Origin of the sequence: Streptomyces sp. NPDC048479 (assembly GCF_040651435.1) — a bacterium.
Taxonomy (GTDB): Bacteria; Actinomycetota; Actinomycetes; order Streptomycetales; family Streptomycetaceae; genus Streptomyces.
The window spans coordinates 125874-141162 of sequence record NZ_JBEZKA010000011.1; the positions used below are offsets into that span (position 1 = coordinate 125874).

Annotated in this window: 8 protein-coding genes; 1 reads left to right on the top strand and 7 read right to left on the bottom strand. The window is 71.6% G+C overall.

Going from position 1 to position 15289, the window contains the following annotated elements; genetic code table 11:
- Positions 1–68 precede the first annotated feature (68 nt).
- The 3 genes from helR to AB0D12_RS19070 all read right to left on the bottom strand — a co-directional run bounded on the left by helR (position 69) and on the right by AB0D12_RS19070 (position 4208).
- Positions 69–2219 carry an RNA polymerase recycling motor ATPase HelR gene (gene helR / locus AB0D12_RS19060; protein WP_362683762.1) on the bottom strand — a complete coding sequence of 717 codons (2151 nt, stop codon included), beginning with the start codon at positions 2217–2219 and terminating at the stop codon, positions 69–71.
- Positions 2220–2409: 190 nt separating this feature from the next.
- Positions 2410–3645: a glycosyltransferase gene (locus AB0D12_RS19065; protein WP_362683765.1), complete on the bottom strand. Its 1236-nt coding sequence runs from the start codon at positions 3643–3645 to the stop codon at positions 2410–2412.
- A 92-nt stretch (positions 3646–3737) separates the two neighbouring features.
- A complete protein-coding gene (locus tag AB0D12_RS19070; protein WP_362683768.1) occupies positions 3738–4208 on the bottom strand; it encodes a LysE family translocator in 471 nt (156 codons plus the stop codon).
- An 83-nt stretch (positions 4209–4291) separates the two neighbouring features.
- Between AB0D12_RS19070 and AB0D12_RS19075 the strand changes: the two genes are divergently transcribed.
- The gene (locus AB0D12_RS19075) at positions 4292–5002 is read left to right on the top strand and encodes an MOSC N-terminal beta barrel domain-containing protein (RefSeq protein WP_362683771.1); all 711 of its coding nucleotides are present in this window, start codon (positions 4292–4294) and stop codon (positions 5000–5002) included.
- 313 nt (positions 5003–5315) lie between these two features.
- On the opposite strand, the gene AB0D12_RS19080 is transcribed toward AB0D12_RS19075, so the two are convergent.
- Genes AB0D12_RS19080 through AB0D12_RS19095 form a run of 4 tightly spaced genes read right to left on the bottom strand, consistent with a single transcriptional unit; the run spans position 5316 to position 15219 of the window.
- Positions 5316–8186 (bottom strand): condensation domain-containing protein, encoded by a 2871-nt coding sequence (locus tag AB0D12_RS19080; RefSeq protein ID WP_362683774.1) that lies wholly within the window; start codon positions 8184–8186, stop codon positions 5316–5318.
- Positions 8176–9987: a non-ribosomal peptide synthetase gene (locus AB0D12_RS19085; protein WP_362683777.1), complete on the bottom strand. Its 1812-nt coding sequence runs from the start codon at positions 9985–9987 to the stop codon at positions 8176–8178. Before AB0D12_RS19085 ends, AB0D12_RS19080 begins: the two co-directional genes overlap by 11 nt.
- A 49-nt stretch (positions 9988–10036) precedes the next feature.
- Positions 10037–12013 (bottom strand): non-ribosomal peptide synthetase, encoded by a 1977-nt coding sequence (locus AB0D12_RS19090; RefSeq protein ID WP_362683780.1) that lies wholly within the window; start codon positions 12011–12013, stop codon positions 10037–10039.
- Complete coding sequence (locus tag AB0D12_RS19095) at positions 12013–15219, bottom strand: amino acid adenylation domain-containing protein (RefSeq protein WP_362683783.1); 3207 nt, start codon at positions 15217–15219, stop codon at positions 12013–12015. The genes AB0D12_RS19090 and AB0D12_RS19095 overlap by 1 nt, the downstream gene beginning before the upstream one ends.
- Positions 15220–15289: the final 70 nt, after the last annotated feature.

Here is a 15289-nt window from a genome sequence, read left to right on the forward strand (position 1 = left end):
ACCGGTGGTGTGCCGGCGTCCAGGAACGCCACCAGCTCGGCCGGTAGCGGGCGTTCGTCCCGCCGACGTCAGGAGCTGGTGAGGATGACGAGTTGCTGGGTCGCTCGGGTCATCGCGACATAGCGGTCGACCGCTCCTTCGATGCCCTTGCCGAACGCCTCTGGGTCGATGAGGACGACCAGGTCGAACTCGAGCCCCTTCGACAGCTCCGGGGTCAGCGACCGGACGCGGGACGTCGTCCGGAATGTGGGATCGCCGATGACGCAGGCGATCCCGTCGGCATGCGCGGCGAGCCAGGTGTCGAGGATCGAGCTCAGATCCGAAGCAGATCCGTGGACGACGGGGACGGCGCTGCTGCGGATGGAGATCGGCACGTTGGCGTCCGGGAGCACGGCCCGGATGGCCGGTTCGGCTTCCGCCATGATTTCTTCCGGCGTCCGGTAGTTGATGGTCAGGGAGGCCAGGTTGATCCGGTCGAGCCCGATCCGCTCGAGCCGTTCCTGCCACGACTCCGTGAACCCGTGCCTGGCCTGGGCGCGGTCCCCGACGATGGTGAAGCTCCGGGACGGGCACCGGAGCAGCAACATCTGCCACTCCGCGTCGGTCAGTTCCTGAGCCTCGTCCACGACGATGTGCGCGAACGGGCCTGCGAGCAGGTCCGGTTCGGTGCCGGGCTGTGCGGTCTCGTCGACCAGGGTGTCCTGCAGGTCCCGTCCGTGCAGCATCCCCACCGCGCCTTCGCTCTCGTCGATCAAGATGCTCTGCAGCAGGCTGTCGATGACGTCGGCCCGGCGCGCGCGTTCGGCGGCGACGGAGGCCTCGTGCCGACGCTTGCGTACCGGCGCCTCCGGGTCGCCGAGCCGCTGCCGAGCCGCGTCCAGGAGCGGCAGGTCGGACACCGTCCAGGCCTGGGCGTCCTCGCGCTGCAGCTGCCGTACGTCATCGGGGCTGAGCCAGGGAGCGCACTTTCGCAGGTAGGCGGGTACCGACCACAGGTCTCCTACGAGGTCGGCCGCTTCGAGCAGCGGCCACGCGCGGTCGAAGGTGGTGCGCAGCTCCCTGTTCTGCCCCAGCGATTTGCGGAGCAGGTCGGCCGAGACATCACCGTCGTGCTTGTCCACCAGGATCGTGAGCAGCTCCTCCCAGATCTGGTCGCGCGCCTCGTTGTGCGGAGTACCGGGTGCTGCTTCGAACGCCACGGCCCAATCGTCGGCGCTCAACCAGATGTCGGACCAGTGGGTCGTGACCGTCATCCCCTTGGTGGGCGGTTCCTCGTAGAACCTGACGGCCGGCTCGATCGCCTTCACCAGGTCCGCGGACGACTTCAGGAGGGCCACGTTCGGGTCGGCCTCGATCGCTGCTCCGGCACCCTCGGTGACGAGGTCCCGCAGGGTGCAGGTCTGCACGCCCTCCTCTCCGAGGCTGGGGAGGACGTCGGCGACGTAGGCCAGGTAGGGCCGGTGCGGGCCGATGAACAGCACGCCGCCCCGGCGGTGACCGAGGCGAGGGTCGGAGTGGAGGAGGTAGGCGGAGCGGTGCAGAGCGACGACGGTCTTCCCCGTACCCGGACCGCCGTCGACGACGAGAGCGCCGCGGGATCCCGCCCGGATGATGGCGTCCTGGTCGGCCTGGATGGTGCCGAGCACGTCTCGCATGCGTGGCGACCGGTTGCTGCCCAGGCTGGCGATGAAGGCGGACTGGTCGTCGAGCGCGGCGTGCCCGGCAAACCCGTCCGAGGTGAACACCTCGTCCCAGTAGTCGCTGATCCGGCCGCGGGTCCAGCGATACCTGCGGCGGCTTGCCAGACTCATCGGGTTGCCGTGGGTGGCTCCGAAGAACGGCTCGGCCGCGGGGGAGCGCCAGTCGACCACCAGCCGACGACCCGCGCTGTCCGTAAGGCCAAGCCGTCCGACGTACACGGGCTCGGGGTCGTCCGCGCCGACCATGTGTCCGAGGCACAGGTCCAGACCGAAGCGACGCAGCGCGCGCAGGCGAGCGGTCAGCCGGTGGATCTCCGCATCCCGGTCCATCGCCTGCCGGCCAACGCCGCCGGGCGACTTGAGCTCGGCATCGAGACGGTCGGACAGCTCGGCGATCGACTGCTCGAGGCACTCCGCGATGGCCGCGAAGTGCTGCTCATCGCCGGCGATCAGGGTCGGGTCGGCCTTGGGGGAGAGGTGGTCGGGAAGGTCAAACGCCCTGGTGGTCAGGGGGTTCACGTTATTGGCTCCGATCTGAGGTCACTTGCGACCATTGCGTGCAGCAAGGCGTCCGGAGCGGCGTCACGAACCTGGTGGCCATGACGAGCAACGCTCCGCCCGACGTGGACCCCATGGCCGTTGTCGGTTCAGGTCGCCAGGGTGTGCAGGTTCTCGTGTTCCGGGTCCTGGCTCGACGATCCCGCGTGGCTCACGCGGACACGGGCGGCCTTTCTCGGCTGACCGCGTCGAGCAGCAGCTTCGCGGCCACCGTCGCCCCGTCGGTGCGGATCGTGGCGGCCACGGCGGTCGCGCGTGCGCGGGTCTCGGGGGTCAGGGCAGTTTTGAGCGCGGCCGAGAGGGACTCGAAGGTCGGAGTCGGACCGTCGTGTGCCGCGCCGATGCCCAACTCGGCCACCCGGCCGGCCCAGTACGGCTGGTCCACGATCTGGGGTACCACCACCTGGGGCGCGCCGGCCCGGGTGGCCGTCGTCGTGGTGCCCGCGCCGCCGTGGTGCACGACGGCGGCCACCCGGCCGAACAGTGCCTGCTGGTTGACCTCGTCGACGACGAAGCAGTCGTCCTGGTCGTCGATCAGGGCCAGGTCGGCCCAGCCGCGGGAGACGAGTACGCGGCGGCCCTGTGCGCGGACCGCCTCGATGGCCACCCGGGCGACGTCCTTCGAGGCGCGCATGGACATGCTGCCGAAGCCCACGTACACCGGTGGTGCGCCGGCGTCCAGGAACGCCACCAGCTCGGCCGGTAGCGGGCGTTCGTCCGGCAGGATCCACGCGCCGGTCTGCACGACGTCGAGGTCCGCCGGCTCCTGCCACGGCCCCAGGGTCGGGTCCGCCGCCAGCCATGGCTGGTCGGTGAAGACGTGGTCGCGGACGTTGTCCACCGGTGGCAGGCCGATCGACGCCCGGTGGGTGTTGAGGGCCTCGCCGTACAGCGCGTTCACGTTCCGGGCGTCCAGGTCCCACAGCACCCGGTTGTCGGTCTCGTCCGGTGGGAACGGCTCGCCCGGCCGCTGTGACGGCCGGTAGTGCGGCGACGGCAGGGTGACAGGCTGGAAGCACGCGTACAGGTAGCGGATGCCCAGCTTCTCAGCCACCGACCGCATGCCGGCCGGCAGCAAGCCGGTCGCCACCAGCGCATCACAACCCTCGGCCGCCGCGCCGACCGTGTCGAAGTGCTCGGCGACCAACGCGGCCGCGATCCGGGGCACGTCCGCCGCCGACGGCGGCGTCGCCCCGGTCACCAGCGCGCGCACCGACTGGCCGAACGGCACCAGCTCCACGCCGACACCGGCCAGCAGCTTCGCGAACTCCTCGTCCGGCGGCGCGCACACCCGCACCTCCGCGCCGAGTTCCCGCAACCGCACCGCGAGTCCCACCAGCGGTTCGACGTCCCCGCGCGACCCGTACGTCGACAACAACACGCGCATTTCGTGACTCTCGATTCCGTAGATTCTGGCCTCGGCCGGAGATTCTGCGGCACGACCGGGGACTTGCCGCAAGCCCCCCGGTGCGCTATAAGTTAAGAGTGGCAAGGAGAGTGGGTACTCTCTTTGCCTTTTATCGTCCGCAGTGGACGGACAACCTCCTCGGGGTTGAGCAGGTTCGTCAGGGTGCCCCGGCGCCAGCGGCTCCCGAAGCTGCCGTCAGTAACCGGCTCGTGCGCAGCGTCGGCCTGAGCCAGATCCGCTCGAGCCCGTCGGCGCAGGGTCGATGCCAGGATCCGGCTTCCCATCCACACCAGATACGCGGCCCCTGCCCATCGGAGTATCGCGTAGGCGAGGTGGGAGGCGGTCAGTACAGCGGTGATGCCGAGCGAACTGAGCACACCCCAGACGAGGGTTCCGGTCTGTATGCCGAGGACGACGCCCCAGGGGAGTCTGCGGTGACCCAGTGCAGCGGTGCGCAGTATGAGGGCGGTGTCGAGGCCGGGTATGAGTGTGAGGAGTCCCACGATCAGTGCGAAGGACCCCAGTGCGGAGGCAGTGATCATGAGTGGTCACTGTAATGCCGGAGCCGTCAACTTCCCATTTTCTGCCCGGAATCGGGCAGGAAAACTCTTGTAACGTACGCTGAATGACGTGCACGGTAGGAACGGTCGAGCGCATATGGCGGTATCCGATCAAGTCGACGGGAGGCGAACGGTTGCAGCAAGCGGACGTTGACACCCGCGGTCTCGTCGGCGACCGCCTGTATGCGGTGCGCGACGGCGAGGGCAAGTTCGGCTCGGGGAAGAACACCCGACGATTCCGTCGCATGCCCGGCCTGCTGCAGTTGCGTTCGCGCTACCCGGACGGAACGGAGCAGCCCGAACTGCTGGATCCGCACGGCGTGACCGTTGCGGAGCCGACTGCCTACCTTCGCCGATACCTTGGCCGACACGACGTCGAACTGGCCCGCGAGGAAGCCATCTCCCACTTCGACCAGCTTCCTCTCAGCATCCTGACCACAGCCACCCTCGACTGGGTGCGCGCGGCCGTACCCGATGTTCCTGTTGACGAGCGGCGCTTCCGGCCGAATCTCCTGGTGCGGACCCCGCCGGGTACCCGTCCGTTCGTCGAGGACGAGTGGTTCGGGTGCAAGGCGTGGATCGGCGATGCCCTGCGCGTGGAGTTCGTGCGCTCCAGCGAGCGGTGTGTCATGACCAATGAGGCGCAGCAGGATCTGCCTCATTCCCCGCTGGTGCTGCGAGCAATTGCGAAGGCACATCACGCCCGGCTGGATGCCCTGGCCATAGTGGTGGCGCCCGGCCCGGTGAGTTCCGGGGACGCTGTCGTTCTCATCTGACGCGGCCAATTGCCGTGCGGCGCACGTGACTTGTCAGTTTCGCGCGACACCACGCCCGCGTCAGCAGCGGTGAGTTGGATCTGGGACAGCGAGGGGGTCAGGGCGGCGTGATCGCCGGGCCCGTGGACGCCGCCGTCGCGGCGGCGGTCGGGAAGAACCGTCCGCTGCGGGTAGACGTCTGGGGGCACCTCAGCGCGCCGATGTGGACGCTGGCCCAGGTCGCAGGCCGGGCCGGGGAGTTGGTGTTGGGGCACGGACGCGATCAGCCCCCGGCCCCGCCGAGGGCTGATCGCGTGGCCCGCTCTCCCGGCGCTCAGGCCCGGGAGGCGTCGACCATCGCAGCGAGTACGGACTGCCAGTCCTCCCCGGGCTGTTCGCGCAGTGCGGTGGCCAGCCGGTCCGCGCGGTAGTGCAAGGGGTGGTCGAGGTCCGGATGCACCCGCTCGGCGAGCTGGATCTCACTGTCGCCGGCGAGGAGCGTACGCAGCTCGGCGGCGAGATCCTGCCACGCGACGTGACCGCTCACGGCGTTGGCCACGCCGTGGACGGGCGTGTCCAGGCAGGCAGTCACAGCTCGGGCCAGGGCAGCCGCGTGGACCCACGGAGCGCCGTACCAGTCGCGCCCGGCCGTGCCGGGGCGTGGGAGGGTGATCGGCTCTCCGGCGAGGGCAGCCTGATAGAGCAACCCGGTCGCGCCCCAGCGCAACTGATCGCGCAGCCGGTCGTGCGGACCCCACACGATGGGCGAGCGTACGACGCTGGCCCCGCCCCGGCCCCCGGTGCCGGCCGCCCGCATCAGCATCTGTTCGCAGTCGAGCTTCGCCTGTCCGTACGCGCTCAGCGGCTGTCGGGAGGCCGACTCCTCGGCCACCCACTGCTCCGTGGGGCGTCCGTAGGCGTCCACGCTGCTGACGAAGACGAACGGGCCGCTGTGCCAGGCGCCGACCATCGCTTCCATCGCCGCCACATCCACCTCGGGACGGGTGAAGGTGCAGGCGGCGTGGATCACCGCGTCCGCACTCTCCACGGCGGCGCGCAGGCCGTCCAGGTCGGTCAGATCACCCTCGACGACGTCCACACCGTCCCCGGCCACCAGATGTGCCGACTCGGGACGGGCCAGCGCGAGCACCGGCCTGCCCTGGGCGGCGAGTTCGCGCAGGAGGAACGCTCCCACGCCGCCCGTGCCGCCGGTCACCAGCACGGTGCCCTCGCGAGCCCGCCGGGTACGTGACACCGGCGGAGCCGTCGAGGCCGCCGCGGCCGCGCGTTCCGTCTCACGCGCGTCGAGCAGCGCGGCGAGTGCGCGCGGTGTGCGGTTCTGCATCACATCGAGACCGGTCAGCGGCAACCTGAGCCCGGTGCGCAAGCGCTCCGCAAGCTGCACGGCGATCAGGGAATGGCCACCGAGGACGAAGAAGTCGTCGTCCGGCGCCGGGGTCCGGCCCAGCAAAGCGGTGAACGCCGCCGTCACCGCGTGCGCACGGTCCCCGTGCAGGGCGGAGGCTGATGCGGCGCCGGGCAGCCGGTCGGCGTCCAGTGCGCCGTCGGCGTTCCGCGGCATCGCGTCCAGCAGTGTCACCGCGGCCGGGACGAGTTCCCGGGCGAGGGCGGACCGGAGATGGGTCCGCAACTCGGCGGGCGAGGGGCCCCCGGTCTCCCGCAGGACGGCGTAGGCGATCAGCGGTCCGGTCGTCGGCTGCGGCACTGCCGCATCGCTCACCTGCGGATGCGTCCGCAGCCGCGTCTCGGCCGGGTGGCACTCGTCGTCGGCCGGGACCGCCCATGGCCGGCCGGGCAGCCGTGACAGTGTCAGTTCCGGGTCGACGGCGACTGCGGCCAGCAGGTCGGCGAAGGCGTCTGCCAGCTGGTCTCCCGCCTCCGTCGCCAGCGCTGCCTGACCGTACTGGAGCAGGCAGGCGGGCTCGTCGGTGTCCATGAGGCCGAACGACAGGTCGAACTTGGCTTCGCCTAGGCCGACTTCGACGGGCTCGGCGACCGTGCCAGGCAGCGGGAGCGCCGTGGGCTCCCGCAGGACGTCCGCGGTGACCCGCACCAGCGGCGTGCCGTCGGCGTCCCGCGCGGCGGCGCCGAGCCGCTCCAGGATCAGGTCGAAGGGAACGTCCCGGTGTTCCTGGGCCTCCAGCAGCGCGTCCCGCACCCGGTCCACAAGGATCCCGAACTCCGGGTTGCCGGACAGGTTCACACGTACCGGAAGGGTATTGACGCACAGTCCGACGAGACCGCGCATGGCCGCCCCCTCGCGGTGGGTGCCGGCGCAGCCGATGACCAGGTCGTCCTCGCCGGTGAACCGCTGCAGCGCGGCGAAGGCGGCGGCGAGGGACACCGTGAAGAGGGTGGCTCGGTGCTGCCTGCCCAGCTCGCGCAGTGCAGGCAGCACCGAGGCGTCGAGCTTCGTGGTGCGGGCGACGGCAGGCCGCGTGCCCAGGTCGGGGGAAGGGTGCGCGGGCCGGGGCAGCCGCAGTGGTACGGCTCCGGCGAGCCGGCGCGTCCAGTGACCCAGTCCCGCATCGAGGCGGACGGTCGCCGCGTGCTCGCGGCGCGCGTAGTCCGGGTACTGCGGCGGCTCCGGCTGTTCGTGAGGGCGTCCGTCCACGGCGGCTGCGTACAGCTGGGTCAGTTCGTCGGCGACGGTCTCCAGCGACCCGCCGTCGATGGTGATGTGGTGGAAGGTCAGCAGCACCGTGTGGTCCCGGGGGCCGTGCCGCAGCACCAGGGCGCGCGGCAGGGGACCCGCAGCCAGGTCGAACGGACGGCGTGCCTCCTCGGCGAGCGCCTGCGCGCCGTCGCCGTCGGCCTCCACCACCGGCACGGCGATCGTGTCGGGCGCGGGGAGCGTCTCCTGGTACGGCTCGTCGCCGCTCTGACCGTAACGGGTACGCAGGATGGCGTGGCGCCGTACGAGCGTGGTGAGTGCGACGGTGAAGGCGTCCACGTCGAGCGGCCCGTGCAGCCGGGTGGCGAAGGGCACGTTGTAGAGGGAGCCTCCCTGGCCGAGGCGGTCCATCAGCCACATCCGCCGCTGGGCGTGGGAGAGCGGGGCGGGCCCCTGGTGGTGGACGGCAGTGGGGACCGGGGCGGCAGGGCGGGTGCCGGCGCGGGCCCGGGCCCTGCGCAGCAGTTCCTCCTGCAGCGCGGCGGAGCTGGGGGTGCTGTCAGTGGACATCTGTGTCCTCCGGCGCGTCGAGGTGGAGATCTCTGTGGTTGGCCAGCAGGGCACGCTCGACGAGCGCGGCCTGTCCGGCCACCGTGGGGGCGGCGAAGAAGTCGGGCAGGGACAGCTCCACCCCGAGCTCCTCGCGCAGGTCGTCCGTGACGACCAGGGCGAGCAAGGAGTGGCCGCCGTAGGCGAGGAAGTCGGCGTCCGGCCGGTTCACCTCGCAGCCCAGGCTGCGGCTCCACACCTCGGCGACGGCCTGCTGGAGCGGGGTCAGCGCCTGGGTGGCTTCTTCGGCGGTGGCGGTGCCGTGAAAAGCGGTGAGCGCGCGCCGGTCCACCTTGCCGGAGACCGTCAGGGGCAGCCGCTCCACGAGGGTCAGCTCGTCGGGGACCAGATGGGCGGGCAGCTGTTCGGCGAGCCGCGCCCTCAGCGTCTCGGCACGGGGTACCGGGCCGGGCGCGGCTACGACGAAGGCGGCCAGGCGGGCGTCGTCCGCTGCGGGCCGGCGCACGGTCACAGCGGCGTCGGCCACCTCCGCCTGCTCGCGCAGGATGTGCTCGACCTCGCCCGGCTCGACGCGGAATCCGCGGACCTTGACCTGGTCGTCGACGCGGCCGTGAAAGTCCAGAACTCCGTCCGGGCGCCCCGAGACCAGGTCGCCGGAGCGGTACAGGCGGCCCAGCGACGCATGGTCCACGAAGCGTTCGGCGGTCAGCTCCGGCTGTCCCGCGTATCCGCCTGCCAGACGGCTGCCGCCGATCCACAGTTCACCGTGTTCGCCCGGCGCGACCGGCCGCCCGGTCCCGTCCAGGACGTGTGTGACGGCACCGGCGACCGGGCGGCCGATCGGCACCGGGCCGTCGCAGTCCGCATCGGTGACCCTGTGCGCCGTCGCGAACGTCGTCGTCTCCGTCGGTCCGTAGCCATTGACCAACTCCAGCCAGGGAAATGCGCGCAGCACCGCTCGGGCATGCTGGGCGGCCATCGCCTCGCCTCCCACCACCACCGTGCGGAGCACCGAGAACACCCGGGAGCGGCGGGCAGCCAGCTGGTGGAACAGCGCCGTGGTGAAGAACGCCACGGTCACGCCGTGCCGCTCCACCTGCTGGGCCAGATCCTCGAAGGAGGGCCGCTCGACGGTGCACACCACCACGGCGGCTCCGTTGGCGAGGGCCGACCACACCTCGAAGGTCGAGGCGTCGAAGGTGGTCGGCGAGTGGAACAGCACCCGGTCGCGGGCGGTGACGGTGGCGTACTGCGGAGCGGTGACCAGTTGGGCGATGCCGCCGTGGGTGACCGTCACGCCCTTGGGAAGGCCGGTGGACCCCGAGGTGAACAGGACGAGCGCCGTCGCGTTCGGGCCGGGCTCAACCGCGGGCAGCTCGGCGCCGGTCAGCAGTGGATCGTCGGGCAGCGCCAGGGTGGCGCCCGTGGGGGCCGCGGATTCGAGCAGCTTGCTGTCGCCGACGGTCAGTGTCGCCCCGGCGGTGGCGAGCATGGCTTCCGTACGCGGACGCGGGTGTGCCGGGTCGAGCGGCACGCACGCCGCGCCTGCCCACCACAGCGCGAGCTGCGCGACGAGCGTGCGGGCCGATCGCGGCACCAGCAGCGCCACCCGGTCGCCGGGGCGGACGCCATGGTCGTGCAGGTGTGCAGCCAGAGCGCGGGCGGAGGTGACCAGCTGCGCGTACGTCAGCGTGGTGTCGCCGTCCATCACGGCCAGGGCCTGCGGGGTCTGCTCGGCGTGCCACGCCACCAGGGCGGGCAGGCCGGAGGCGTACGCGGACGGTGTGCGGTCAGCCGGCACGGGGCTTTCCTTCCTGTGGTCGGGGGTGTTTGCCAGGACGGTCGCCATCTCAGGCCACCGCCGGTCCGACGGCGGCGCGGCGCTTGTCGAGTACGGCCGCGACTGCCCGAAGGTCGGGCTGACGGAGCAACTCCGGTGCGCGCAGCCGCACTCCGGTCTCCTGCTCGATCACGGTCAGCAGGCGCGAGGCGACGAGCGAGGTTCCGCCGGCCTCGGTGAAGTTGTCGCCCAGTTCGGTACGGGGGCTGTCCAGCAGGTCGCGCACCACCCGCAGGACCAGTTGCTCGCTCTCCGTCGCGCCGTCGTGCGAATCGCCGTCGTCGGCAGTGGCGCTGTCGGCGGCGATCGGCTGCGTGGGGGCCGCGGCCTGCTTCAGCAGTTGGGCACGGTCGACCTTGCCGTTGGCGTCAAGTGGGAAGGCGTCCAGGATCCGCACAGCCGAGGGCACGGCCTGCTCGGGCAGCCAGGCCCGTACCGCGGACAGCAGCTCGTCAGCACTCGCTCCGTCGGATGCGAGGACGTACGCCACCAGGCGGGCGCTGCCGTCGGCGGAACGGGGGGCGGTGACGACCGCGCTGCGCACCGACGGGTTCTGTTCGAGCGCGCCCTCGACCTCGGCCGGTTCGATCCGTACTCCGCTGATCTTCACCTGATCGTCGAGACGGCCGAGGAACTCCAGCCTGCCGTCGTCCAGCATCCGCACCCGGTCCCCGGTCCGGTACACGCGGTCTGTCCGCCCCGCGTCGATTCCCGGGGGCGGGGCGGTGAATCGCCGTGCCGTCAGCTCCGGGTCCAGGTAGCCGACTGCCAGGCAAGTGCCGCCGATGCACAGTTCGCCGGCCTCACCGCGGGCTACGACACGGCCGTCCGCCGCGGTGACGACGACCGTGGCGCCCGGGATCGGAGTTCCGATCGACGGCGCTGTCTCGTCGCCCGCGTCGCGGTCCGTGGCGCGCATGGCGTGGGTGGTGGTGACGACGGTGGCCTCGGCCGGCCCGTACGCGTTGTGCACCGTGGCGGTCACATCCGCACCGGGGCGTCGGCGCATCCGGTCGCCGCCGACAACGAGGTGACGCAGTTCGAGGTCCTGGGGCCAGGTCCGGTCCAGCACCGGTTCGGCCATCGGAGTGGCCACGACGCACACCGTCACGGCGGCGTCGCGCCACCATGCGATGAGTTCGGCCGGGTCCCAGCGAACAGCGTCCGGAGCGGGAACCAGAGCCGCGCCGGACGTCAGACCGGCCCACAGCTCCATCACATGCGGGTCGAACGCGACGCCGATCAGCAGTGACTGCCGGTCTCCGGGCGCCAGGCCGGTCTCGGTGCGGTACCAGTCCAGCAGTGCGGACAGGGCGGTTTCCGCGACGGCGACGGCCTTCGGCCGCCCGGTGGAGCCGGAGGTCAGCACGGCGTAGAAGGCTTCCTGCGGAGCCGGGCGCGCACTCGCAGCGGGAGGGGCGAAGGCCGCGACGACCTTCGGGGCGGCGTTCGTCCCCTCTCCCGGCAGCGGCAGCGCGATCTGCTCGGCGGCCTGATGGCGGGCGGGCAGCACGGTGGGGTCCCCGATCAGGCAGACCACGGCGACGTCCTCGGTGACCGCGTCGATGCGGCGCTCACCGGGGCGGGGGCCCAGCGGGAGATAGACCGCTCCGATCCGGGCGAGGGCGATCGCGGTCACGGCCAGCGCCGCCGAGCGGTCGAGGCAGACGCCGACCAGGTCGCCCGGGCGGACCCGGTCGCTCAGGGCGCGAAGGACGTCGTCGGCCGCCTCGTCCAGCTGCCGGTAGCTCCAGGAACGGGTCCCGTCGACCACGGCGGGGGCCTCGGGGCTGCGGCGTACCCATTCCTCGTAGCGGGAGAGCACTCCGGCGGCGGTGGCTTCGGGAAGGGGCGTGCCGTGTACGACGCTCGGCAGGGCGCCCTGACGGCCGTTCATCAGCGCGGAGGTCTCCTCGGCCATCGGCTCGGCAGAACGCCCGGTCATCGGCGTGGCCCCCGTCGGCGTGTCACTCAGCATCTCGGTCATCACGACTCCGTCGGCGTGGTCGTAGCGGTGTGGGCAGCAACGGTCGGCGTGGCGAGCGCGCCAAGGGCGCGCGCCTGGTCGGACAGGACCGGGTTCTGGAAGAGCAGCCGCAACGGCGGCCGTGCACCGATGCGGGGTTCCAGCCAGGCCGCCAGCCGCGCGGCGAGCAGCGAGTGTCCGCCGGTCCGGAAGAAGTGGGACGCATCGGTGAACCGACTGTGGCCAAGCACCTCGCGCCAGCCCTCGGCGAGCAGCGCCAGAGACGGATCGGCGAATGCCGCGGGGTCCGTTGCGGCCGTGGCGCTCTCCTCGGCCGGTGCGGTGGGCTCGAGTTCGGCGGCCAGACGGGCCAGCGCCACTCGGTTCGGTTTGCCCCCGGGCAGGGTCGGCATGGCATCCAGCCGCGCCCATCGGCCGGGTACGAGGGCACCCGGCAGACGGCGGCTCAGTTCGAGGTGCATCGCCTGCTCGTCCCATGGCCGCTGCTCGTCGGAGTTCTCCAGGAAGCCGACCAGGCGCGGTCCGCCGGCAGCTTCCCGGTCCAGTACGACGGCACAGGAACGTCCGCCGAGCACGGCCGATGCCGCGGCCTCCACCTCCTCCAGTTCGATGCGGTAGCCCCGCAGTTTGATCTGGTTGTCGCGGCGCCCCAGGAAGTGCAACAGCCCGTCGCGATCCCGGTAGCCGAGGTCGCCGGTGAGGTAGACCCGCTCGCCGTTCAGTGCTTCGATCCGTACGAATCGTGCCGCGGTGGCCTCCGGATTGCCGACGTACCCCTCGGCCAGACCGGCGCCGGAGATGGCCAGTTCACCGACCGCACCGGCCGGCAGTGGACGCAGCGCCGCGTCCAGGACGTGGATCCGCTCGCCGGGCAGTTCGGTGCCCAGGGGGATTTCCGCCCCGTCCACGAGGTTCTCGCGGGTGATCTCGTACACGGTCGAGCTGATCGCGGCTTCGGTCACTCCGTAGACGTTGAACACGGCGGCGTCGGTGTCGGCGAGGAACACGCGCATCGCATCCGCCGGGATGCGCTCGCCGCCGAGCACCAGCAGCCTCGGCGACCAGCGACGCTCGCGCAGCACCGGCCGCAACTCCTCGCGGGTGGCGAGGAAGTAACTGGTCGGGAGGTTGGCGACGGTGACCCGGGCGGCGGCCAGCAGCTCGGCGAGTTCTGCTCCGGTGGGCACTTCCCGCTCCGGTACGACGAGACAGGCACCGGCATACAGCGAGGGCAGGACCTCTTCCAGCGCAACGTCGAACGAGGGCTGGGCGAACAACAGCACCCGGTCACCAGCGGCCAGGCCGAACCGGTCGGCCGCGCCGGTCAGATGGTTCTCCAGGGCCGCCCGGCCCACCGCGACCGGCTTGGGTATGCCGGTCGAACCCGAGGTGTGGATGATGTACGCCGCACCGGCCACCACATGGGCCGGTCGCGCGGCGGGGAAGGAGGCGGCATCGATCTGCGCCGTCGGAAGGTGTGCGGGCAGCTTCGCTCCCGCGTCGGCGGAGGTGAGCACGAGCGCCGGGCCGAGCCGCTCGAGCAGCAGCTCCAGACGGGAGACCGGGTCGGACGGTGAGAGCGGGCAGTACACGGCTCCGGTCCGTAGACAGGCCAGCAGCGTCACCACCGAGTCGGCGCCACGCGGCAGTACGGCGGCGACCGGCTGACCGGCCGTCACACCGGCGTCCCGCATCCGCTGTGCGAGGGAGGTGACCCGCTCGTTGAGGTCGCCGTAGGTGAGCCGGCGGGCCCCGATCAGCAGTGCGGGCAGCGAGGCGTCGTGGGCGGCGGCCGGGTCGAGTGCGTCCCGGGCCTGCGCGACTGCGTGCGGTTCGGGTGCCAGATCGCCGGCCGTCGCCGGAAGGGCGAGGTCGGCGAGCACGGTGGCGGGAGCGTCCAGGTAGGCGCGCAGCAGATCCAGGAAGCGTTCGGCGAGCAGCTTCGCCACGTCCTCGCCGAAGAGATCGGCGTCGTAGTCCCAGACCAGGGTCATGCCGGGCGCCCCGTGGCGGGGGCCCACTCCACGCCGGTCGTCGGGCAGCAGGACGACATCGAGGTCGAATCGGGTGGTGCCGGTGTTGAACCCTTCGAAGAGGGTGATGTCCAGGCCTGGCACCTCGATCTCGGGCAGTGCCGCGTCGTGCGCGCTGAACATGACACTGAACAGGGGGTTGTCCACGCCGGAGGTGTGCAGGCCCAGTGCGCGGGTCAACTCCTGGACCGGCACCTCCTGATGCGGCAGAGCCCGGATGAGGGTGTCGGTCACCTCGTCCATGGTGTCCTCGGCCGGAGCCTTCGGGTCCAGGCGAAGCCGCAGCGGGATCGTGTTGACGAACATGCCCACGGCGTCCTCGAACCCCCGAGGGCGGTTGCCGACGGCGGTGCCGACGACCATCTGGGAGCGGCCGCTGTGCCGGCGCAGAAGTTCCGCGAAGAGCCCGAGCAGCGTGGAGAACGGGGTCAGGCCGCGCTCGCGGGTGTGGGCGCGCAGCCGCTGGGTCAGATCGGCGCCGATCGACTGCCGCAGCTGACCGCCGTGGTGCCTGCGCCGGGCGCCGGGCCGGGTCAGGCCGGGCAACGGCATGTCGTGGGAGGCGTCGCGCAGTTCGTCGGCCCAGTACTCAAGGCTCGCCTGCCGCTCGATGGTTCGTACGTAGCCGGCCTGGGAGTCGGCCTGGGCACGCACATGGTCCGCGTACGAGGTCGCCGGAGGCAGTGCGACCGGCTCACCGAGGACATGGGCGCGGTAGGCGGTGAAGACATCGCCGAGCAGGATCGCGAAGGAGTGCCCGTCGTGGATCAGGTGGTGCTCGACGTGGATGAGCCGGTGCTGGTCGTCGGCGAGCCGCGCCAGGGTCCAGCGCAGCAGCGGCGCCTCATAGGTATCGAGAGGGGTCTCGGCCTCGGTGCGCAGCAGCTCGGCGAACGCGGTCTCCGGGTCGGCCTCCCCGGTCAGATCCACGCTGCGCAGGCGGGGCGCACAGGCGTCGGCGGCCCGCTGGGCGGGCATCGCGCCGGGGACAGCCACGAGTTCCAGGCGCAGTCCGGGGTGACGGTCGAGGGCGGCGGTCAGTCCGCGGCGCAGGGCCTCGGTGTCCAGCGTCCCCCACAGGTCGAGTGAGGCGGTGAAGTTGTAGGCGCGGCTGCCCGGCTGCACTTGTTCGTGCAGCCAGACGATCTCCTGCGACGAGGAGAGGGGAAGCATGGGCGATCCCTGAGGTTGTCGGGTCGGGTTCTTCGGATGCGGGTCGGGGCACGGTTGTGCTCCCCACCCG